This is a genomic window from Runella sp. MFBS21 (assembly GCF_029433105.1).
In the GTDB taxonomy this organism is placed as follows: Bacteria; Bacteroidota; Bacteroidia; order Cytophagales; family Spirosomataceae; genus Runella.
This window is the reverse complement of sequence record NZ_JARNTW010000001.1, coordinates 896,499-920,537: the sequence shown is the minus strand read 5'-3', so window position 1 is coordinate 920,537 and position 24,039 is coordinate 896,499. Positions and strand designations below refer to the sequence as shown.

Below are 24,039 nucleotides of genomic sequence, written 5' to 3'. Positions count from 1 at the left end.
TTCAGAAAGAAAGGGTAGCACCACAAGTAAATGTACGAGCAGCAGGATAAGCATAATTGTCGACACCGTACTGAACATTGCTCGTAAAATCAGAGTTTACTTCTGGATCAAAACCCCGATAAGAAGTAAAAGTCCATAAGTTTTGGCCACTTACGTAAACACGTGCCCGTTTAACAAACTTTGTCCGAATAGGGAGTTGATAGCCCAACGATACATTTTTGACGCGGAGAAATGAACCATCTTCAATATAGAATGAGTCTGTTCCAGTATTTCGCCACTGCCGAATCGACGGCAATGTATTCGATGGTTTATCAGCCCGCCAAGCACCCTCAATGACCGTTCGGAGTAAGTTATCACTCGGATCTGACTGTTCCATTGATTTCCGTGTAACATTCAACAGTTTGTTTCCCTGTGTACCTTGCAGAAAAATAGATAAATCAAAAGATTGATAAGAAAGAGTATTAGTCAGACCAAAAATAAACTTGGGAAGTCCAGTCCCCAAAATCTGGCGGTCGGTGGCTTCATTAAAGATTCCATCTCCATTTAAGTCCTTATAACGAATAGCACCAGGCAAATCTCCCGAACGAGCCAATGTCCCTGCTGCTTTGATTTCGTCGGCTGTTTGCCAAATACCATCAAAGACGTTTCCGTAAAATGAACCAACAGACTCCCCAACTTTCACGATGGAATTGCCCGTAAAAAACTGGTCTGCATTGTTGAGTCTGATAACCTTATTACGATTAAATGAGATATTACCATTGGTTTTCCATTGAAATTTACCGTCTATATTGACCGAATTGATGCTTAGCTCCACGCCTTTATTCTCCAAACTACCCACATTTCTAGTAACACTTGTAAAACCAGTGGTGGCAGGTAGTTCAACGCCTAGCAACAAATCTGTGGTAGTTTTGATATAATAATCAGCAGTCAATTGAAGACGATTGTTGAATAATCCCAAATCAAAACCAGCATCAAGTTGAGCGGTTTTTTCCCAACGCAAATCTGGATTGGCGATACGTGAAGCCTGAATCATCAACACTTCTTGATCACCAAATACCGTACGTGCAGTGCTATACTGTGACAATGAATTGTAAAGACCGATCCCGTCATTTCCTGTGATACCATAACTCAAGCGCAGTTTTAGCTCACTTATCCAACGGTTATTTTTTAAAAAGTTCTCATCCGAAATCCGCCAAGCAAATGCTCCTGATGGAAAAAATCCATACTTGTTATTAGCTCCGAAACGCGACGAACCATCCACTCTACCTGTAATGGTCAGCAAATAACGATCTTTGAAACGATAATTCAGCCGTCCTAAATAGGAGTTCAATCCCCATTCCTGCACTCCCCCCGTTGATGGAAGCGGTTTGTTTGCTAACCCAATGTTGTTTGCGCCAAGGGTGTAATTTGGAAAATCTTGCGCTTCAGAGTAGGTGCGTTCTTCACGATTGCTCTGAAATGTCACCCCTGCTACGGCATCAAACGTATGCTCATTAAAGCTCTTTGTATAGGTCAAGATGTTTTCATTCAGCAAATTAATGTTGTTAGAGGTGCCATTACTCCCATAGCCATTCACAGTATTAGCAATGAGTGTCTGGGGCGTATAGAAGATGTTGCGACGAGAATTGAGAATATCCGTACCTATACTGATGCGTGCAGTCAAACCCTCTGCGAGCGTAATATCCCCAAAAATACTTCCTAGTACACGGTCACTAGTGAGAAGATTGGTGCTAGTCCTAGCCACTGCTACAGGATTGGCGACCGAGCTAAATCCCGAACCTGGCCCTACATTTAGAAGCTGATAATTGCCCGTTGCATCATAAATAGGACTAGCAGGAGAAGCTCGCAGTGCCAATCCTACCAAGCTATTACTTCCTATTTCATTGACACTATTGTTATAACTGCGCGTTATGGTAAAATTAGTGCCTATTTTTAGTCGATTACTGACTCTGGCATCTAAATTAATACGAGAAGTATAACGCTTGAAATTAGAAGTAATCACAATCCCGTCTTGGTTGAAATAATTGCCACTGACAATATACCTCAACTTGTCCGTTCCACCCGAAACAGACAACTGGTAATTTTGCATCGGTGCTCCCCGAAAAATCTCTTTTTGCCAGTTAGTACCCACCCCATACTCCGATGGTTTTTTGGGGTACGCTCCCGTTGGATTTCCGTAGCGTTCGGCAAAATTCAGGTTTCTTAATTGCTCGTTTTTGGAGGCAGTATGCTCCTCTGCAGTAGCCATATCAAGCATTTTTGTAACTTTTTGATATCCATAATAAACATCGAAATCAACCGTAGCTTGTCCTTCTTTACCACGTTTGGTAGTAACCAATACCACTCCATTGGCTCCACGAGACCCATAAATGGCCGTAGCAGAGGCATCTTTTAAGATTTCTATAGATTCGATATCATTAGGATTGATTGTCGCTAGCGGGTTAGGATATAGGGTCGAGTTGCCTGCTCCTGTTGCGGGTGCAGGATTAGTAACTGGAAAACCATCAATGACATAGAGAGGGTCGTTACTAGCTGAAATAGAATTACCACCTCTAATCCGAATCGTAATTCCACCGCCAGGAGCATTGGAGGAGTTGGTTACTTGCACTCCTGATACACGCCCTTGCAGGGCTTGATTAAATGAACTCACGGGTTGAGCTTTCAATTCAGTTGACCCAATAGAACTCACTGAACCTGTCAAATCTCGTTTTTTCACAGCACCATACCCTACTACTACCACTTCACTGAGGGCTTTGGTATCCGTTTTAAGACTAATGTCGAATTGTGTACGATTACCTACCACTAATTCTTGTGATTCATAGCCGACAAAGCTAAAAACTAGAATTGCTTTCTCATTAGGAACGATGATTGAGAACTCTCCATTCGGATTGGTAGTAGCTCCTCGTTGAGTTCCTTTCAACAAAATATTTACTCCTGGTAATGCTTCTCCTTTATCAGCATCTACCACTTTGCCTTTGATGACCTGCTCTAAGGCATTTTGATGTGATACTCTTTGCAAAGGCGCAATTTCCTGAGGGGATTTTGTCCCAACCACCTCAGCTTCCATTTCTTGCTGAGTTGCCGAGGTATTTTCAGCGGATTTTTGCGCTTTTTTATCTGCTGCAATCACCAAATAAGAACTGTTATTTACCTTCTTAAATCGCAACCCTAACGGACGTAAAATATGCGTTAAGTTTTTTTCTACATCCCACCGATTGTTGATTACTTCAGGCCTTACGGTCATCCCTTCCACGACTTTTCGCTCAAACATAATTTCGACCCCATATTGGGTTTTTAGGTCGCTAAGTACGTCTTTGAGGAGACGAGGGGCGCCATAGCGAGTCTGCTCTGCCGTCTTTTGAGGATTGTCTTGGGCTTTGGCAAAGGCTTGCTGCGACCAGCCCAATTGCTTCCCAAAAAACAATACACCTATCATAAGCCCCATTTTTGAGGCTTTTTGTATTTGTTTATTCATAAAAACTAGAGTTGAATGTATGCTATTGAATTACTTGTCGGTCAGCTGCACGCGATTGCCCTGCCTGACCACGTTGATGTCTAAAAGTTCAGAAATAGAGCGTAACAATTCGTCCACATTTTCGGCGCGGAAAGAGCCCATAATCACGCGTTCGGCCAGCGGTTTGCTGCTGATTTCGACCTCTAATCCGTAATTTTCTTGGAGTAGATAGGCCACTTCTTGTAGAGTAGTTTCTTCAAAGACAAAGCGTTTTTGTTCCCAAGCCGCATAGTTTTGGGGCTGATTCGTTACTTTTCGTGAAAGGCGATTTTGGTTATCAAGGGTTATCAAATCACCTGGTTTCATCATCAAATGTTTTTGGGTATTGCCTTCTTGGTATTGTACCTTTACTTTTCCTTTGTTGAGAACCACCTTCGAAATGCGCTGACGCGCATATACCGTAAACTCCGTCCCTAGTACCACTACTTCGAAGTTTCTGTCAGTTTTTACCACAAATTTTTGGTGATTAGCTTGATGTGTCACTTCAAAATTGGCTTCTCCTGTCAGGAATACTTCTCGTGCGGTTTGGCTAAAACCAAAACGTGGTATTCTTAAGGAAGAATTAGCATTGAGGGTTACGTGAGTACCATCTTTGAGGGTCAGAGACTCCGTTTCGCCAAAAGTTGTTTGATGTGTTTGATAAAGTAGATTGTCTCGAAAAAACCAACCTGCGATTGTCATCACCCCTACCATTACTGCCGCCGCTACACCCCACTTCCGCCAAGGGGTTGGTCTAAGTGGCAATACCTGCACTTGCTCTTCAGAAGAAACAACATAAGATTCAACAGATTGGGGGTTATTTTCCAAAAAAGCTTCATATTTCAATAATGCAGCCTCGCTATCGGGCAAGTATTGCGGATGCGTACTTTCCCATTCTTCGAGCCATTCGTAGTATTGCTCTTCATTGGTTTTGAACCATTCTTCTACCAGCTTCCGCTGGAGTGGAGAGGCTTTGGATGCAAAATAGCTAAAAACCAATCCTTTGCTTATCTCTGTTTTCATCGATGGTGCTTTTACTATTAAAGATGAGAATCAGGCCAAATCCCCTTAGTCATAAATACATTTTAAGACCGCTCCGCATGATACCCAGCGCCTTTCCTAAATGAACTTCCACCGTTTTGATAGAGATGCTTAATTCGTCGGCAATTTCTTGGTATTTTTTACCTTCAAAACGACTCAATAAAAAAACCTTCTGACACTGAGGAGGTAGCGTTTCGACCAATTCTTCCACCTTACGGCATACTTCTTCATATTGAGTGGCATGGTCGGGCTGATGCCCCAATGATGACTCCCTCTGCACGGCTTGTTCTATTTCTTCGGTCTCTTTAAATTCCCACCTGAGATAATTGATGGCCTCATTTCTTACACTTCGAAACAAATACAATCGATATGAAGTGGCAATGGATTCATAAGCTTTTGTTTTCCAAAATTTACAGAATACATCTGCTACCAAGTCTTCGGCAATTTCTTTGGAATACACAAACCGAACGGCATGATTGCAGAGTGCCTTGTGATACCGCCTAAACAACAAAGCACATCCTTTGGAGGGATTGTCTTCAAAGGTAGATTTCAGAAAAAACTCTGTATCATGCAATCGGCCTTTTTCTGACAATGCTTCCGTCAGGTCGCTTCTTTCCCCCGACAGCGATGATGACTGAGACTGCGCAGGTTGGTCGTCGGTATAATCTGGGAAAGCCACTTGCACCATATCAATTTTGGATAAAAATTTCTTTGACTCTTTATATAAAAGACAAGTTTTGGAAAAAGTCCCCTTAGTGTTTTGAATACTTTATGAAATAAATTTTTGAGTGGCCAGAATTTTATCACAAAAAAAGGCTTTGCTGATGCCAACACACCATACAAAGCCTTTTTGAGAAATTAATTATTTTAAGTCTATTTTTCTAAAGGATGTTCACTTAGGAGCTTGGTAGTGGTATAAAAATCCTTCTTACTCTCAGTAGCCGCCCGTACTTGTTTCACCTTCTCAGGCGAGATAGCAGACGCTTGATTCCCGAAAGAATTGCGAACGTAGGTCAATACCGCCGCTACTTCTTTGTCGTTGAGCAACCCACCGTAAGGAGTCATTGGCACTTGGCCCGCGTATTTTACGCCGTTAATTTCCAAAGGTCCCATGAGTCCTTTCAACACAATTTTAATGAGCCGTTCTTCACTACCTTGCACCCACTTATTGCCTGTCAGTGGAGGGAAACCCGATGCTGACAAACCTTTGCCATCGGCTTGGTGACAAGTGACACAGTAGCCTTCTTTGCCATAGATTTCTTTGCCCATCGCAAAAAGCTCTGCCTCGGCACCTTTGAGGTTAGATTTGGTTTCGGCTTCCTTGGCTTTCTTGACTGAGGTTCCACTTAAGTGAGCCACTGCCGTTTCGTGGGCGTTAACCATCCACTCGTCAAGTGGTTTTTTTGCAGCTTCAGCCAAGATAGGCAAGCCCTTTTCCTTAGGCAACCAAGATGCTGCCACAATCGCCACTAGACGCACGCGACTGTTTTCGTCTTTTACAGCTTGCATGAGTAGCTCCGCTTGGTCAGCCACTTGATGCCCCGTGTATCTTACTACTTGTACGGCCGCCGCTCTTACGTGATAATCCTTAGCTTTGAGCAATTGACGTAGCAATTTTTGATCGACTTTGTCCAATCCCCAGCTCACCCAAAGCCCTTCTAATAAATGATGCTCATAACGAGGGGCTTTTTTATCGAGTTTGGCTATCCAAGCATTTAATTTTGTAAGTACCTGAGCAGGATTATGCTCTCTCAATTCGCGACGCGTCCGATAACGGGTACGGTATTCTGGCAGCTTGAGGTTTTCAAGTAGCTCATCAATACTTGCACCATCTACTTTCGCAGGTTTGACGAGAGGGCGCGAAGGATACGTAATCCGATATACACGCCCGTGCATGTGATCGCGAAGGGGGTCACGGGCATTGTGCTGCATATGCCCAATCAGGATATTGTGCCAATCAATCACATACAAAGAGCCATCAGGTGCAAATTCCATATCCACTGGACGGAAGTTGCGGTCTTCGCTTACAATCAAATCCACCAAATGACGGCTTTTGTAGCCCGTGCCGTCATCTACCATGCTATGGGCTTTGGTTCCCAAAAACCCAATGGTATTGTTGATGAGAAGTGCACCTTGAAGTTCGTCAGGGAAGTGACGGCTCGACACAAACTCTAAGCCTGATGTAGGCCGTACCCGATGCTTATCTTCAATAAGCTGAAACGACTTATGGGTAGCTTCGCCATAGCGAGGCAATACACTTCCTGGCATCATCCAGCGCACATCTGGGCTAGAAGTCTCGGCAAAGAAAGGTTGTCCCCATTCATCAAAGGCAATTCCCCAAGGATTAGGGATAGACAACTGAGCAGTGCGTTCTAATTTTTTGAGTTGTGGGCTATAACGATAAAATCCGCCATTGGTAGCCCTTACTGTACCATAAGAAGTTTCTACACTTGTGTGCAAAAACACCCCCTCTCCCGTATAAATTGCTCCTGAGGGATCGGCACAGAAAGCACTACTGTTGTGGTGCGTATCGTGGTCGTCAAATCCACTCATGATAATTTCCACTTTATCTGCTTTATCATCTCCGTTGGTATCTGTGAAAAGTTTGAGGTTGGTTCCTTGCGAAACATACACACCTTCAGGAGCCATTTCGAAGCCAAGCGGCAAATGCAAATGATCAGCAAAAACGGTACTTTTATCGGCTTTGCCATCACCATTGGTATCCTCAATGATGATGATTTTGTCGTTGGGTTTGGTATCGCCAGGCTTATAATGCGGATAGCTTGGCATAGCTGCTACCCACAGACGGCCTTTATTGTCAAACGACATCTGCATTGGTTTAGCCAAATCTGGGAACTCCTGCTCCGAAGCAAACAGTTCTATCTTAAATCCGTCTGGTACTTTGAGTTTGCTTAGGGCATCTTGGCCATAAAGATAGGTCAGACTACCATTTTTGTCAGGATTGAAATTGGTCTTCACCTCAGGCAATGTACGGGTATTTTTATCCGCGGCGGCGAGGTCCATTTTTTTACCTTGGGTAGCGGCAAGCCATACGGCACTATCCCGAATAGAAGTCATTTGTCGAATCTTCTCAATCTCAGCAGGATAATTATCAGGCCCAAAAGGATTGTAGCGCCGCCCATAAACGTGTACACCGTTGGGGATTTTGTAGTCGTTGTGCCACATCCAGTTTTTTTCCAAAACCATCTCCTTCACAAGTTGACGATTCGACTCTGCCTTAGCGGAGGTTTTGCCAAATACTTTGTCGGTCAACAAAAGCGAAAACTTTTTATAGCCTTCTTCGTTGAGCTGCGAGCCATCAATCGTCAAGGGGTCTTTGCTTTCGGCGTACCATTGCTTAGAAGGGGTAAAAGCATCCACAAAAAGTACATTGTTGCGCTCCGCTACTTCTTTCATGGCTTGGGTATAAAGCCACAAGTTCTCGTTTTCTTTTTTGCCATTGGGTACATCATAAATAGACGACAAATCTTCAAAAGCAGTCGGCGATACGATGGCAAGTTGAGGGGCTGATTTACCGTTGTATTTTTGATTGAGCGTCCATTTGATGAATGCGTCCAATTCGGCTTTATAATTTTCTACTCCTTCTTTGCCTTGGAAAGACTCACTGTAGCCAAACATCGCCACAATGATGTCGGTTTTGAGGCGCGTAAGCCATTCATCAGGATATTCAAAATGCCCTTCGCTGTGCGAATTGGTTGCAAATTCGGTCTGAAATTTTTCAGCACCCGGAAAAGCCCAGGGAGTATTGCGGCTAGCATGAGGACGGAATCCGGGGGTATCGCCACCGTCACACATATTACGAATCAGTAATGAATTGTCGGGATACCGAACGTACATTTCGGTTTCAAAGAATCCATAGTTCATCATTCGAGAGCCTAAATTGCCCCCAATCAACGAAATATGACTTCCTTTTTCAACTTGCAGGGCGTTGGGCGGAGTAGACTGGAAAGAACTAAATCCAATCACCATCGTTCCAACTGCCACGAACAATCCCTTGATGCTTAATTTCATGGGTTTGTGGATTTTATATGAAGGGTTTATTTTTGATTATTTGCGTTGAAAGCCAAGGGTTTTATTTAACAATACCCCGATAAGGCACATTAATGTCAATTTTCCCTTTCCATTTTTTAGGAACAGGCTTACCCAACAACCAATGAATGGCGTTGATAGTGAGGTGTTGAAGAGGCTCGTCTTTGAAGTCTTCGGGATGCCCTAGGGTTGTAAAAAACACCTTCGCACCTTCTTTGTTTTTCCAAGTCCACGCTACGGGATTGTCGATAGCCGCTTTGTCAGGATTAACGGATTTGCCCATCAATAAAACAGTGGCATCTTGAGGTGGATAATCAGGACGCACGCGATAAAGCCAAGAACGTACATGGAATGAAGGGGCCACACCGGTAAGTATTGGATTTTTCGCAGCTTCTGGAGCAATCGTCACATCGGTGGAGCTATTGTGTCCATAATGTGTATGCCCTGCTCTTCCCCAGCCCGGAGGCGAGCCAAAAGCCCTTTCTCCAAAAGCATTCCAAATTTCGGATGGATGTCCTTTAGGGAAATTGAAAGCATGAGTGGTAGTCCGAAAACCCATCACCGGCTTACCCGATTTGAGGTATTCGTCGATATACTGAAGCTGCTCGGGAGGCAATTGTCGCCAGCGTAAAAAGAATATCGCCAAATCTGCTTCTCGAAGAACTTCTAAGCCTGGAATATCCTTCTCGGCATTTTGGTCAGGATACGATTTGATGACTTTTGCACGCACTCCATAATTTTTTTCTAATTCGGCCGCAATCAAAGGCAAAGTTTGCTCACCGCTATACTCATGGTCGCCAGCTACAAACACCACCAGAGGTTTTTCTTTGACTTTGGGGGTAGGTTTAGAATAGGCAAAAGCCCCGATAACAAGGGCCATAAGAAGGCATACATGGCTCACAAAGCGAGCCATAAAACGCTGGTTTTTAACACTAATACTCATATGTGGCAATGATTTGGGAGGCTTCTTTTCTCAGGCAGAAGCATTTTGTAAATGACGGATTATTTTAACAACTCTTAATAAAGAGTTAAAGGAAGGCTTTATACCGTAAGCACGCCATAAAACATGCTTACGGTATCACTACTATCTACTTATTTATGGAACTAATAACCCGGGTTCTGCTTCAATTTGCCGTTGTTGCGGATTTCGGCAGTAGGTACCGGAAACAACAGCTCTCTTTCTTTTAATACGGGGCCGTAGGAGAATTTGTGTCCTACATAATCTTCAAACTTGCGGGTGCTCACATTAAAGGCCTTGCGCAAACGCACCATGTCGTACCATGTGATGTTTTCAAAACTTAACTCATACCAGCGTTCGCGCCAGATAGCTTCGCGGAGTTGCTCTTTCGACAAGCCAGCCAAAGCAGGCAGTTCAGCCCTTTTACGAATCGCATTCACAGCCTCATATACAGCTGCCGAGGGTCCTCCTACTTCATTGGCTGCTTCGGCATAGGTCAACAACACCTGAGCATAGCGCATTACAGTCCAGTTTAGGTTGCTACTTGTGGTAGAAAGTTGCGCTTCTGTATCGAAGTGTTTGTAAAGATAATAACCGCCCAAATCACGGGTTTTGGTACGGTCGCTCCGCAACGAAAACGTTTTATAGTAAAATTGTTTTTCTGCTACGCGTTTATCGCCTTGTTCGTACGATTCCACAAATTCTTTATTGGCAAAAATTGCTCCTGTTTCATCGGTATAAGCCGAAATCCCTTGGTTGTAAGGAATGATAGACGTTTGCCAGTTGGAAGGCAAAATGAAGGCCGCAAACTGTACCATGAAAATATTTTCACCGGTGTTTTTCTTAGCGGGATTGTGAAGGTCATCATACGAAGGAAAAAGACTATAACGCCCCGATTGAATCACCTCTTGCGCCTTGTCAGCTGCTTTTTTATAATATTCCGCTCCTTTTTGAAGAGGATAGCCAGCCATTGTTAAATAAACACTCGACAAGAGCGATTTTATGGCTCCCAACGATACCCGTCCCGTAGCATCGGTATAGGGTAGTCCTGAAGATTCGGCCTCCACCAAATCTGCCTCAATGAGCTTATAAACATCTTCTACCGGTGATTGTGGCGCGTACAAATCTGTTGATTTCAAATCTACAGGTTCTTTGATGAGTGGAATGCTTCCAAACATCCTTACCAACTCATAGTAATACAACGCCCGCAAATATCTAGCCTCGCCCAAGTAGCGTTTTTTGGCGGCTTCGTCCATATTGATACCAGGGATTTTGGCAATGGCCAAATTTGCGTTGGCAATACCACGATAATGGTTGGTCCAATAGGTAGCACCATAGCCATTATCAGAGTTGTTGACCAAGTTTCTAACAAAAATACTGTTTTGTGCTTGGCCTAATTCGGTATTGGCCAGCCCTGTGGCAAACTCAAGCATCATCCAAGGGGCACCATTAAACCCTCCCCCTAATACATTTCGGAGGTTTTCATAAATGGAGTTGACCACACTTTCGGCGTGTTCGGGCTTCGTAAAATAGTTTTCCATGGTAAAATTGGAACGGTCGGGTTCTTCCAAAAACTCCGAACAGCTACCTGCCGAAAAAAGCAGGGTTCCACAAATCGCCAATCGACTGAAAAATTTTATATTGTATTTCATTTGAGTTTACTTTAATGTGAATCAACGATTACAAACCTATGTTTAGCCCCACCATAAAAACGCGAGGTTTGGGATAAGCATACAAATCCACCCCTTGGTCAAATGCCGAGCCTGAAGTAGAAACTTCTGGGTCATAGCCCTCATACTTGGTGCTCAGGAAGAAGTTTTGTACCGATGCAAATGCTCTTAACCGATTGAGGTGAATTTTTTCGATAACCTTCGTAGGGAAGCGATAAGAAAGCAGCAAGTTGCGGCCTCTCAAGAAAGAGCCGTCACGTACGCGGTCGGTGTCGTTGTTGGTATTATAGCCTGCCGATACGGGTCTGAGCTGAGCGAGTGGTGTATTTTGATTTTCGGGCGTCCATGCATTCAACACCGTCTTGAAGCTATTGGCGATACCTGTGCGGTCTTCGGCGGAGTGTTTACTTCTAAACAGCACATCGTTGCCATACATAAACTGCAAATCTACGGTAAGCTCAAAATTTCGGTGAGCCAGTGTGTTGATCAAGGTCCCGAACCCATCAGGGATTCCTTTTCCGATAATAACGCGGTCGTTGTCGTTGATACGACCATCTCCGTTCACATCTTGGTATTTGATGTCGCCTGGCTTTTTGAGGTATTTGGCCGCTTCTGATTCTTCATTTAGGCTCCACGTACCTTGGTGTACAAATCCAAAAAACGAACCTACAGGCTCTCCTTCACGGATAATCGTAGAACCATTGAAAATATCGGCTCCCCCTGTGAGGGCAATAACTTTGTTTCGGTTAATAGAAATATTGAAAGTAGAATTCCATGAGAAATTAGGACGGGCAAAATTGACGGTATTGATGCCCAACTCTATCCCACGGTTTTCCATACTTCCTACGTTTTGGCTTACTGTCGTAAAACCGCTGCTCGACGGTACGGGTGCGCTCAAAAGCATATCGGTAGTAAGCTTACGATACACATCGGCTTCAAGCATGATACGATTATTGAAAAGCCCTATTTCTACTCCAGCATCTACTTGGGTGGTTTTTTCCCAGCGCAAATCTGGGTTTGCCAAGCGGTTTACGCCAATCCCAATCTGACGAGCGTTATTAAAAATCACCGAGTAATTGCCCAATCCTGCCAAGGCTTGATAAGCGGTAATTTCGGAATTTCCTGTTACGCCAAAGCTAGTACGCAGTTTTAAATTGGAAACAAAAGGCAGATTTTTCATAAAATCTTCTTCTATCACCCTCCATGCCAAAGCCGCTGACGGAAACATCGCATAGCGATTGGATGAACCAAACTTAGAAGACCCATCAATACGTCCCGTGAAGGTCAGTAAGTATTTTTCCTTTAAGTTGTAGTTAAAACGCCCAAAATAAGAGTTCAAGCCATAAGCACTCACTCCCGACGAAGGCGCCAAAGCTACCGCACCAGCGCCAAGGTTGTTGAATTGGAAGTAGTCATCTTGGAAACGCTGCGCTCGAGCTACCGAATTGAATCTATCTACGTGCTGCCAAGCAAGCCCCAACAAGGCATTGAGCGAATGGTCTTTGTTTATTTTTTTGTTGTAAGTAAGATAGTTTTCAAACTGCCATGAATTGTGGCGTTCATTGGTAATAGATGCATCGCCACCTTGGTTGCGAGAGATATAGTTGAGAGTCCGCCCACCGTAGTAATCAATCCGCTGATTGATGATGTTGGTTCCGAGGGTAGTTCTTAGCTCCAACCCTTTGGCCAAGTTGATATTGGTATAAATATTACCCAACATCGTTTGGGTTTTTAGATAATACAAACGCTCTGTAGCTACATGGATAGGATTGCCACCACCTTCCATACCAGGATAGTCTTCATTACCACCCCAACGGCCATCAGGATATTTTACGGGAATGATAGGCAATGCTTCTAATACCTGACGCATCGCGATGATTCCACCTGCTCCGAGGGGGTCTACTTGGCTTTCATTTTGGTCATTATAACTCAAGCTACCACCTACTTTAAGCCATTTTTTGATTTGGCTATCCATCACAAAACGCCCCGAAAAACGCTTGAGCCAAGATTCTTTCATCAACCCGTCTTCGTTGCGATAGCCAAGGTATAGGCCAAAATTATCTTTGGAATTTCCGCCCGTAAAAGAAAGTTGGTGGTTTTGGGTAAATGCTTTGCGGAAAGCCTCATCTTGCCAATCGGTATCATATAGAGGTTTGCCGGTAGCATCAAACAAGAGGGGATTGGTTCGTTTGGTTTTGGGGTCTACGTATTTGCCACCAGCCCAGCCTACGGGGTCATACTTTTGGGCATTGGCATAGGCAATTTCTTCCACCCGCAAAAACTCCGCCGAGTTGAGCAATGGGATTTTGCGCGGAAGGGTCCCAACACTAAAATCTGTATCATAACTTACCCGACCTCCATCTTGACTACCACGTTTGGTGGTCACCAAGATGACGCCATTCGCTCCCCTAGCTCCATAAATAGCCGTAGCCGAAGCATCTTTTAATACTTCGATAGAAGAAATGTCATTGGGATTAATATAATCGATAGGCGTACTACCATTTCCCAAATCAGTTGCATTCAAAATCACACCATCAATTACATATAGTGGGTTGTTGGCCACACTTACTGAGGTATTTCCTCGAATACGGATATTGGCTCGTCCCCCCGGACGCCCCGAGTTGACCGACACATTGACCCCTGTGATACGCCCTGATAGGGCTTGATTGAGCGAAGCTGCGGGGCGCTCTTGGAGTGTCTCTCCTTTCACTGTTCCTACGGAGCCGGTCAAATCACTCTTACGCTGCACTCCATATCCTACCACTACTACTTCTTCCAACGATTTTGTGTCTACTTTTAAAGAGACATTGAGTTGGGTTTGATTTCCCACCGCAACTTCTTGGGAGAAATAACCCAAATAGCTAAATACAAGAATAGAATTGTCGTTGGGCACTTCAATATCAAAACGTCCCTCTGCGTTGGTAGTAGTGCCTCTAGTAGTACCCTTTACTACCACACTTACTCCGGGCAAACCAGCATTGTTTTCGTCGGTTACGGTTCCATTCACACGCTTGGCAAAAGGCAGCGTTCTTACTTTCGGAATAGTATTTAAAGATGAACTAGGACTCTCACTTTCTTTTTCACGACTCAAAATAATCTGATGCCCCACTATCTCATAACGCAATTTTAGAGGCTTAATAAGGCGACCAAGTACCTGAGCTAGAGGTTCATTGGAAGCAATCAACGTCACTTTTTTATCATACGGAAGGGCTGCTGGGCGATACGCAAAGCGGACTTTGGCCTGTTTTTCTAAAGCCGAAAGTGCTTTTTTTATTTCTTGATTTTCGACATGGATGGTCACTCTTTGATTGAGTATCTCTTGGGCACTAGCCACACGAGCTAGCGATACACCCGTAAAAATCACCGCCAGTAGGCATTGTATCAGTGAAATTTTCATAAGGTGATACACGAAGGGTTTGAAACGTACCTTTTTTTTCATTAGATTTGATTGTTTTTGTTTAAGAATTGAGCAAAAACTCCTCCTACACGTCTTACCAAAAGACGCTTGCTGATCGGCTAAAATCACAAGGAGGCGATGGCATCAGTAGTGGTCCTAACACTGCTGATGCTTTTTAATTAAAAGAGTAAGGGGTTTGAAGTCATAAAATCAAATGAGCATTAAAGGTTTAAGAATAGTTTTATGATAAGCACACTGTTTATCCAATAGTTAAAATACTAATGTTTATTCAGGGCATAGGTTAGTAGTCTTTAGCACTCTTTACTGTAAATGATGATTTGCCCGTCGATAAGTTTATAACTGGCATCCAGCACTTTACAGATTACTTCCAATTTTTGATATAGATTTTCGTCAGTCAAATTAATCGTCAGAGTGCAATTCTTGATAATTTCCTCATCAAATAGCACTTCTACTCCGTAGGCTTTTTCTAAGGCCTCAAATACCTTTTTGGCAGGGGCAGCCTCAAATATCAAATGCGCCATTTCGGCGGGTGGCAACTGAAGCGCCGGTGCCTCTACGAGCAACTTACTAATGGTAGCTTCTTCACGATGAAACACCGCTTTTTGGTTGGGTGTAAGTACTACTCCTGCTACCTCAGGGTCTTGCTGTGGATGAGGCCGGTCTGCATACACAGATACTCGACCCGTTTTTACGGCCACTGTCACATTGGGATCTTTTTGATAAGCCTTTACGTGAAAGCTTGTCCCTAACACCCTCGTAACCAAACCATTGGCAAAAACCAAAAAAGGACGATTAGGATTTTTTTGTACGTCAAAAAAAGCCCCACCTACTAGATACACTTCTCGTTTTATTTTGCTAAACTCGGTAGGATACTTTAATCGGCTATTTTTTTCTAGCTGCACTATGCTACCGTCAGATAGCTGTATGAGCATGGTTTTGTCGGCTCCATTGACAGCCTCTACCCATTCTGGCACAGCTACATACGGTGTCGCCAAGGGCGATACAGTGCGGTGTTCATCGTAGCTACTCCACCATACCCATCCTGCTCCAAGCCCTACTATTACGATAGCAGCAGCAAGCCATAGGCGAGGAGTCCAACGATGAGAAGGATGCGCCATGATAGGTGTTTCGAGGCCGTTGATTGTGTTTTCGATACGCCACCAAATATGGTGCACCGACTTCGCTGCATCAGGGGTAAGATTGAGATGCTGAAGTCCCCTTACCAAACGCTTTGCTTCTTCCACATGATAATAGCGCTCGGGATAGTCTCGCAAAAAATTTCTCCAAAAAGTTTCGCTCTCTGCCGTCGGCGAACAAACCCACTCCTTGAAGTAGTCGTCAGCGGCAAAGTCTTCGGCAGTATATTGATAATAGTTCATCGGGTAAAATGTAATAAAGAATAGGAAAAGGGTATGGATATAGTATTCTGACTTCGATTAGAAAATATAGTTTGCACTTACAGCTATCAATACTGAAAAAATGCGTACTGTTTCGCGCAAGGTTTTGAGGGCAGTGTAGATAAATCGGCAAGCTGATTGATAATTGACTCCCATAATATGGGCGACTTCTTCGTTAGAAAAATGATGCGTGTATCGCAAATCAATGGCCTGCTGCTGACGCGGACTTAGCAGCCGATAGCCTTCGCGGAGTTGGCGCAGCATTTCTTCTTGACCTTCATTTTTTATCAGTTGGTTTTCGATAAAATCGTCTTCTTCGGTGGTATCTATTTCGCCCACATCCGTAGCTTGATAAAATACATCACGCTGCTGTACCCGAGTGATTTTGTTGCGCAGCGACCTAAACAAATAAAATTTGATAGAATCTGTCTCGCTGAGATTACCACGACTCTGCCAAAGTTCAATGAAAAGGTCATGAATACAATCTTCTATCAATTGGACATTGGCCGTGATTTTGTACCCATAGCTCACCAAATCTCGGGCGTACAACTCATAAATACGCTTAAACGCACTACGATCGCCTTCACGAAAAGCATTCCAAAGAGTAGTATGAGGATGATGTGGTATCACAAAACAATAAGGATAAAAGAGTATAAGGGTTAGAAATAAATGTATGCGTATCTTCGTATTGAGACCAAGGGCCGTTCTATATACTAATGGCACAAACTGTGTTTTTTAATCCTATTTTTTCTAAAAATTTTTTAATTTTTTTACACCCCAACTACGTATTGGTACACTAATTATCATTTTCCTACACAAACTACTGACTTACAAACCTTTATCAAAAACAAAATCGCACTTTCATTTATGACCCCTTACGAACAACTCGCCCTCAAAGAACTTAAACAATGGCAACGTCAAATGCTCAGAAAGCCTTCGGCGGCTAATCGGCTTGCCAAATCGATACAGACTTGGGTCAACAATCTTATTCCTGAGAAAATCCATGAGGTCATTACGACCACTATCAAACAAATGACGCGCGCGGTTTTGTTTGGTGCCGAATTCATCACTCCTCAGCCCAGTCCCGCTCCTACTTTTGAGCTGCGCGAAGCTGCTGTTTTCAAACGCATCAGTTTTTACAAAACCGCCGGTGCTGCCGAAGGAGGGGTGGCAGGTGCAGGAGGTTTTTTATTGGCGATTGCCGATTTTCCCCTACTGCTCAGTATCAAGCTTAAGCTACTTTTTGATATAGCTGCTCAGTATGGCTACCCTATCGACGACTACCGCGAGCGTGTTTATATCTTGCATATTTTCCAATTGGCATTTTCGAGTCAGCAGCGCCGCAAAGAAGTCTATTTACAGATGGTAGATTGGGAACACAAAAGCAAATTATTACCTGAAGATATCCATGCTTTCGATTGGAGACAATTTCAACAAGAATATCGTGATTATATCGACCTTGCCAAAATGGCTCAGCTCATCCCAGGAATCGGCGCTGCGGTAGGTGTGGTAGTTAACTATCGCCTTATCGACAAGCTAGGCAAAACTGCTATGAATGCCTATCGAATGCGGTGGGAAGAAACAACGAAAAAATTAACCTAAAAATACGATTCAATAAATTTGAAGACCGCTTACTCAAAAAATTTTCAGTCTCTGCTTCCTTTTTCCTAATTTAGAAATCTAGCCACACTTACGCTTCTGGCATGAGATTTTTTATTCATTTAATGTTCTAAAAAAACAGTATAATATGAAGTTAGATAAAAAAGAAGCTGCCACTCTCAACAACGCTATTCAACATTGGGTCACAACCCAAACCATTTCCCCAGAGTTGGCGAGTGACCTACGTAATTCTTACGAAATCAAGAATTCGAATATCGATACCATCACTTGGTACGCTTTTATTTCGGCCGTTTCGTGCGGGTTATTGGCTTTTGGGGCCTTGGTCATTGACGAAAAATGGATTGAACTCCTACGCAAGCAATGGGAATTTTCGGAGGCAAGCGTGGGTATTGTATTCACCTTGATAGCGGGGACGTTCATTTACTTAGCCCGAAAAAGATATTTAAAAAACCCTAATTCTCACATAAGCAATGAGTCTTACACCATCACTATCGCCCTCAGTATGGCTGTGGCAATTGCGTATTGGAGCCGAAGCTTGGGCCTGTTAGAAGATTCGCATTATGGCCCCTCTTTGTTGATAGCTACATTGTCGTACGCATTAGTGGCTACTTTTTTGCCTTCTAGTCTTCTCTGGACAGTTGCTTTGTTTGCGTTGGTAAGCTGGTGGGTGGCCCAAACCTACCAATGGTCTGGTGGACATTTTAGGTTTGCAGGCATGAATTATCCACTTAGTCTGACATTGGCGGGGCTTGTGGTGTGGGGAAGCTCATGGTTGGTTAAAAAAATCAAGCCTCTTTATTCATTTGAGCGAGTTACGTATGTATTCGGGCTTATTTTGTTTTTGTTGGCCGCTTGGCAGCTTTCTATTTTTGGAAACTATGATGATTTTGAGCGCTGGTCAAATATCAAACAGCAAACCTTGTGGTATTGGGCTGTAGGTTTTACGATTGTGATTACTGGCCTTACGATTTATGCCTTCAAAATCAAAAACGAACGGCTTCGTGATGTATGTCTAGTGTTTTTCTTGTTGAATATTTACACGCGCTACTTTGAGTATTTTTGGGACCGTACCCACAAAGGTATTTTCTTTTCTATCCTAGCGCTGTCGTTTTGGTGGGTAGGGAAAAAAGCCGAGCAATGGCGCAGTCAGGAAAAATAATAAAGCTTTTGTTTCTGCTGTTACTCTTCTAAAAGTCCTTGCTGGGCTGCGACTTTGATAAGAGAAGCGGTGTTTGATACCCCAAATTTCATCAACAAGTTTTCACGGTGAGTTTTTATGGTTGTAGGACTCACAAAAAGTTTATCGGCAATTTCGACATTGGTCATACCATCAGCAATGAGTCCCAGAACTTCTTTTTCACGACGAGTTAAAAACGGCACTGTCAATGATCTATCAACGACGGGTTCGCTCATAGTTACATTCATGAAATAGCCTCCCTCATACACTTGCCTAATCGCCCTGATGAGTTCATCTTTGGAAGAGCTTTTCATCAGATATCCTACTGCGCCATTTTGCATCATCCGCCCAATAATAGTGCGCTCGTTGGAAGTAGTAAGTGCTATACACTTAATATTTGGCCACTTTCCTTTGATTTTTTTACATAATTCAATGCCATTGACATCTGGCAAATTAATATCCAAGAAGGCAATATCAATATTGACCTTTTGAAGGATTTCAAAAGCCTCAAAGGCATTCGCAGCGGTGGCTACTATCTGTATGTCGTCCATACCATATAAAAGTGACTTCAGACCTTCTACCACCAGTGGATGGTCATCCACAATAAAGACATTAATCATAAAAAAGTTAAAATTATTAAACTGGGATTTCTATCAAGATTGAAGTGCCTTCATTAGGTTGACTTTGGATATCTATCGTGCCTCCTAAATAAGCCACTCGATTTTCGACATTGGTCATACCCGCACTTTTATGACGGTTTATTGCAATAGGAGCAAATCCTTTTCCATTATCTTCTACCGTAAGATGAATCACACTTTCTTGTTTTATTAGTTGTAGATAAGCCTCAGATGCCTGAGCATGTTTAAGGATATTGTTGATTAATTCCTGCACTATGCGATACAATATAACTTCTGTGGAAGACTCTAATCTTTGGTCTATTCCCAAAAACTGGTATTTGATGCGAATCTGTCCTGTTTCATTGATATCTTCACAAAAATCTCTGAGTGAGTCAATTAAGCCATATTTCACGAGCGTTTCGGGCATCATGCTATGTGCAACACGCCTCATTTCATTGATAGCACCATCTAATTGATCAAGTGCGCGGCTAAATACCCCCACACTAGCTTCTGGCAAAATAAAATTTCCTCTCACTTGATTTAAAGTTAGTTTAACAGTTGTCAGAATTCCTCCCAATCCATCGTGTAAATCCCTTGCCACGCGCGTTCGTTCTTCTTCTTGTCCTTTTAAGATGGAATTGGTCGCTAAAAGTTGTCGCTCTTTTTCGAGTTGTTGTATTTCTTTTTCTTTTAAAAGAGTTTGTTGTTGCGCTATTTTACGTTGGTTTGAAAGATTTTGGTACCCAAATCCAATCACCACTGCCAACAGCAACATTCCTCCCAACAAACTATATATCCATGCTCTCTGATACTGTTTATCTTTTTCCAAAGTCAGTATTTGATTTTCTTTTTGAGCTGTCTGATATTTGGTGTCAATTTCGTTGAGTTTAATCTTGGTTTCTTCTGCTTGAATACTATCATTCAAGACCAAATACTCAGATAAATATCTAAATGCTGCTTTATCATTAGCTAGTTGATGAGACACTTCTGCCAATCCTTGTAGGGCATTTTTTTGGGTTTCTAGGCGATTGTTTTTTTGGGAAATCAAAAGCGCCTGTTTAAAAAAAGGCAAAGCTTGTTTAAATTGCCTCAGCCTTTGAAGACACTTTCCTATACTTAAATGGGCACTTATTTCATAGGCTACTTTTTGGGATTGTTGGGCGTATTGAAGCATCATTTTATTGCTTTCTAGTGCTGCTTCAAATTGGGACTTTTCAAAAGCAATCTCTCCTAAAATACCATAGTATCGCATGTAGAGAACTGGGCTTTTGATTTCATTTACAATCTCTTCTACTGTAGATAAGTACGCCGAAGCACTATCTAGTTGATGATTTCTTATAAAAGCATTGACCAAAAAAATGTAAGAAGTTGCCAAATCACTATCTCTTATATTGGCATTAAGGCGCGTGTCAATTCCTTTTTTGTTGTAATAAATAGCTTTCTCAAATAGCTTTTCTTTACTGTAAAGTCCCGCAATGCTTACATATAAATTTCCTACGGCTACATATCTTTCAGGAAAGGAAGTGGCATTCCAGACTTCAAGCGCTTTTAATTTTAGCCCAACGGCTTTTTCAATGTCACGCTTTTCTTCCGCAATCTGACTCAGATTGGCAAGGGCGGTAGCCACTCCAAGAGGTGCTGTATCTTTTATACTTTTTTTAAAGTAATCATGGCTTTTTTGAAAGTATGCTTCCGCTTCGACAAAGCGTGAAGTCTCTAGATATAAAATACCATAACCATTATAAATATGCCCAAAGCCATAATCATACCTATGTTTTTGGCTAAGCTGCAATCCTTCCTTGAGCAATTTAAGCGCTTCGGAAGTATCTGAGTTCATGATTAGCATTCTTGCCAAATCGCCAATGATATGAATCCGAGAAGTATCGATTTTCTCGGCGGCAAGTTGTTTTCGATACTCATTAATATAAGCCTGCTGTGCCCATAATACTCGCGGACAAAGCACTATCATTAAAAGAAGGGCAAAGGTGTTTTTCATAAAATAGAGTCATTCAATTCTCCTCTAATTTAGCAGCGTAAAGTTCTGAAACAAAACCATTTAATAAAATCCTCCAAAAGGCAGATTTTATTAAAATCCGCTTTTTGGAGGATTGACTTAAGCGTTTAGCAAAGCCTAGTTTTGTAAGACTATTTGTAGTGTATCTTCAAACGCATTCATCCTTTCAATGAATTACTACTATGAAATCATTTTTTAAATTCTGCTTTGTAACTATCGGATTGATAGTAATGCTAGCATCCTGCAAAAAAGAAGATCCAGAGCCTATTTTAGCTGATCAAATGGCGGGGGAATACAATGGTACCTACTATACCGTAGGTGGTACAACCCGCGTAAATCTGCCTGCTACTAATACCTCTGGTGTAACAGCGACCTCAAAAATTAGTGTCATCAAAATCAGCGATGAGACAGCTACTTTTAGAATTACGTTTACACTAACTGATAAGGCCGGCAAAAGCAGTGATTCCTTTTCTACTCACGAAAGTTTAACGCTAAAAAAATCTTCTTCTGGTGAAATAGAAGGATACCAAGGCACTACTAAACTCGCTTCTTTGATGAATGGAGAATTGGGAGTTACTTTTCCAAATGCTGACCCAAAATCTACAGTGGTTTTTTATGGAAAAAAATAATTAATATGTTTTATTAAAAACACCAAAAAAGGCGTGTCTTCAGAGTTTTATCTCTTTCTGACACGCCTTCTATATCTGATTTGGAAACTAGCGAATTTATTATTCTTCAGTCAAACGAGTTGCTACTGAATGATTTTTCAAGTCTGTAGCTTTGATGTAAGTATCTACTACTACGCTTGTTTGGATATGCTCATCGCTGATAGGCAAAGCAGCCATCCATTTTGTCATATTCACTTTCAAAGCAGGAGTTTCTACGTTTTCATCCATGATAGGCAACGAAGCTACTAAAGCTTTAGGGTTGATGCTATTCAAAGAAGGCATCTCCACATTTTCATCTACTGTAGGCAAGGTTGCTACCAAATTTCCAACGTTTCTCAAAGTAGGCATTTCTACATTTTCGTCAACGATAGGTAGAGAAGCTACCAAAGCCTGAGCATTTACCCATGTGATGCTTGTTTGTACATTTTCATCTACGATAGGTAGAGAAGCTACCAAAGCGGCTCCATTTACATGGATATAAGAAGCAGTGGTATATATTTCAAAATCTTGAGTAGGCAACGAAGCTACCAATTGAGTAGCGATTTCTGTTTGGTTTTTTCCATTCTGAGCTTCTGCAATAGTGCTCAAAGTAAGAAGGCTTAAAGCGGCGGTGGCAAATAGAGTTTTCATGATTTAGTTTTGTCTTAAAGTTGGCTGTATTATTTATTGTTTTTGGCTGTTATGTCGTGTTTGACTCTACAAAAGTGGCAGCTATTTCTGGGGTAAAAAAGGGAATTAGGATGAAGCGTTGTTTTTATAGGGTGAAGCACACTAAAATCGGGTTAAACGGAAGAATATTCTAACATATTCTTTTCAACCCCTAGTTGCACCAAAAATTCAGTATAAAAACAAATAAAACAACCACTTAAACAAAATATTATTCCGATTAAATTAATCCAACATCTACATAATATGGCCTTGAGTAGCGTTGATATCATAACTAACCTTTTGGAAAATCCCTCAAAACAAAAACGGCCTTTGCTTTGGAAGCAGAGGCCGTTGAAGTATAAATAACTTAGAGGATATCAAGACACATCACAAATCTGGAAAGCTTGCTTCAATGAAGCGATTGGGTCGGGACGTTTGGGAATAAATTCTTGCCCCACAAAACCCTGATACCCCGTATCGGCGATAGCCTTCATGATAGCGGAATAGTTTAATTCTTGGGTATCATCGATTTCGGCGCGACCAGGTACACCGCCTGTGTGATAATGACCAAAATACATATGATTTTTCTTAATGCTTGCGATGATATCTCCCTCCATGATTTGCATATGGTAAATATCATACAATAGCTTAAAACGCTCCGAACCTACCCGCTTACACAACTCAACGCCCCATTCGCTATGGTCACATTGGTAATCTTTGTGATTGACTTTGCTATTGAGAAGCTCCATAATCATCGTTACCTTGTGTTTTTCGGCAGCAGCCATAAGGCGTTTAAGACCTTTGGTACAATGCTCCAAGCCCTCTTCGTCCGAAATCCCCTTACGATTTCCCGAAAAACAGATAATCGTATTCAGTCCTGCTTCCACAAGTTTAGGAAAAATCGCTTCGTAGCTAGCCACCAATTCATCATGATAGGCGGGGTTGTTGAAGCCTTTTTCAATACCCATACCCGCACCATTGGGGAGGGCGCAAGTCAAACCGTATTGTTGAATAATAGGCCATTCTTTAGGGCCTTGCAGCTCTATCGACTGTATGCCTATGGCCTTGGCTTCTTTGCAAAGGTCTTCGAGAGGAATTTTGCTGTAGCACCAACGGCACACCGATTGTTTGATGCGGCCATTCAAGGCAGGACCTAATGCTTGCGCAGAAGCCGCCATAGCTTCTGTAAGCGAAATAGGGGCAGCCAGCAAAGCTGTACTGCCCACTATTGATTTGAGTGCCGAACGACGAGATGAACCTTCTGCCAT

General features: G+C 42.5%; 16 protein-coding genes. 3 read left to right on the top strand and 13 right to left on the bottom strand.

Translation table 11 applies throughout. The features are described 5' to 3' along the window. Nucleotide 1: 1 nt before the first annotated feature. The 9 genes from P1X15_RS03555 to P1X15_RS03515 form a co-directional block, all read right to left on the bottom strand. A complete protein-coding gene (locus P1X15_RS03555; RefSeq protein ID WP_277336753.1) occupies nt 2-3,475 on the bottom strand; it encodes a TonB-dependent receptor in 3,474 nt (1,157 codons plus the stop codon). A 30-nt stretch (nt 3,476-3,505) separates the two neighbouring features. Further along, nucleotides 3,506-4,516 carry a FecR family protein gene (locus P1X15_RS03550; protein WP_277336752.1) on the bottom strand — a complete coding sequence of 337 codons (1,011 nt, stop codon included), beginning with the start codon at nt 4,514-4,516 and terminating at the stop codon, nt 3,506-3,508. Nucleotides 4,517-4,565: 49 nt separating this feature from the next. Next, complete coding sequence (locus P1X15_RS03545; protein ID WP_277336751.1) at nt 4,566-5,222, bottom strand: RNA polymerase sigma-70 factor; 657 nt, start codon at nt 5,220-5,222, stop codon at nt 4,566-4,568. 185 nt (nt 5,223-5,407) lie between these two features. Next, a complete protein-coding gene (locus tag P1X15_RS03540) occupies nt 5,408-8,566 on the bottom strand; it encodes a PVC-type heme-binding CxxCH protein (RefSeq protein ID WP_277336750.1) in 3,159 nt (1,052 codons plus the stop codon). A 61-nt stretch (nt 8,567-8,627) separates the two neighbouring features. Continuing rightward, the gene (locus P1X15_RS03535) at nt 8,628-9,464 is read right to left on the bottom strand and encodes a ThuA domain-containing protein (RefSeq protein WP_277336897.1); all 837 of its coding nucleotides are present in this window, start codon (nt 9,462-9,464) and stop codon (nt 8,628-8,630) included. 224 nt (nt 9,465-9,688) lie between these two features. Beyond that, entirely contained in the window at nt 9,689-11,194 is a 1,506-nt protein-coding gene (locus P1X15_RS03530) for a RagB/SusD family nutrient uptake outer membrane protein (RefSeq protein WP_277336749.1), read from the bottom strand. A gap of 28 nt (nt 11,195-11,222) precedes the next feature. After that, nucleotides 11,223-14,651 (bottom strand): TonB-dependent receptor, encoded by a 3,429-nt coding sequence (locus P1X15_RS03525; RefSeq protein ID WP_277336748.1) that lies wholly within the window; start codon nt 14,649-14,651, stop codon nt 11,223-11,225. A gap of 269 nt (nt 14,652-14,920) precedes the next feature. Further along, nucleotides 14,921-16,009 carry a FecR family protein gene (locus P1X15_RS03520; protein ID WP_277336747.1) on the bottom strand — a complete coding sequence of 363 codons (1,089 nt, stop codon included), beginning with the start codon at nt 16,007-16,009 and terminating at the stop codon, nt 14,921-14,923. A 57-nt stretch (nt 16,010-16,066) separates the two neighbouring features. Then, nucleotides 16,067-16,657 (bottom strand): RNA polymerase sigma factor, encoded by a 591-nt coding sequence (locus P1X15_RS03515; protein WP_277336746.1) that lies wholly within the window; start codon nt 16,655-16,657, stop codon nt 16,067-16,069. 237 nt (nt 16,658-16,894) lie between these two features. On the opposite strand from P1X15_RS03515, the gene P1X15_RS03510 reads away from it, so the two are divergent. Together P1X15_RS03510 and P1X15_RS03505 are read left to right on the top strand one after the other, a co-directional pair. Further along, entirely contained in the window at nt 16,895-17,629 is a 735-nt protein-coding gene (locus tag P1X15_RS03510) for an EcsC family protein (RefSeq protein ID WP_277336745.1), read from the top strand. 145 nt (nt 17,630-17,774) lie between these two features. Continuing rightward, nucleotides 17,775-18,806, top strand: a complete 1,032-nt coding sequence (locus P1X15_RS03505) for a hypothetical protein (protein WP_277336744.1) — start codon at nt 17,775-17,777, stop codon at nt 18,804-18,806. Between the two features lie 20 nt (nt 18,807-18,826). On the opposite strand, the gene P1X15_RS03500 is transcribed toward P1X15_RS03505, so the two are convergent. Both P1X15_RS03500 and P1X15_RS03495 read right to left on the bottom strand, forming a co-directional pair. Then, nucleotides 18,827-19,444: a response regulator transcription factor gene (locus P1X15_RS03500; protein WP_277336743.1), complete on the bottom strand. Its 618-nt coding sequence runs from the start codon at nt 19,442-19,444 to the stop codon at nt 18,827-18,829. A 16-nt stretch (nt 19,445-19,460) separates the two neighbouring features. Then, complete coding sequence (locus P1X15_RS03495; RefSeq protein ID WP_277336742.1) at nt 19,461-21,437, bottom strand: sensor histidine kinase; 1,977 nt, start codon at nt 21,435-21,437, stop codon at nt 19,461-19,463. 200 nt (nt 21,438-21,637) lie between these two features. Here P1X15_RS03495 and P1X15_RS03490 point away from each other — a divergent pair, with 200 nt between their 5' ends. Further along, nucleotides 21,638-22,084: a hypothetical protein gene (locus tag P1X15_RS03490; protein WP_277336741.1), complete on the top strand. Its 447-nt coding sequence runs from the start codon at nt 21,638-21,640 to the stop codon at nt 22,082-22,084. Between the two features lie 99 nt (nt 22,085-22,183). Here the strand turns inward: P1X15_RS03490 and P1X15_RS03485 are convergent, their stop codons facing one another. Both P1X15_RS03485 and P1X15_RS03480 read right to left on the bottom strand, forming a co-directional pair. Further along, on the bottom strand, nt 22,184-22,753 hold the full coding sequence (locus P1X15_RS03485; RefSeq protein WP_277336740.1) for a hypothetical protein: 570 nt from the start codon (nt 22,751-22,753) through the stop codon (nt 22,184-22,186). A gap of 395 nt (nt 22,754-23,148) precedes the next feature. Next, nucleotides 23,149-24,039 (bottom strand): hydroxypyruvate isomerase family protein, encoded by an 891-nt coding sequence (locus P1X15_RS03480; RefSeq protein WP_277336739.1) that lies wholly within the window; start codon nt 24,037-24,039, stop codon nt 23,149-23,151.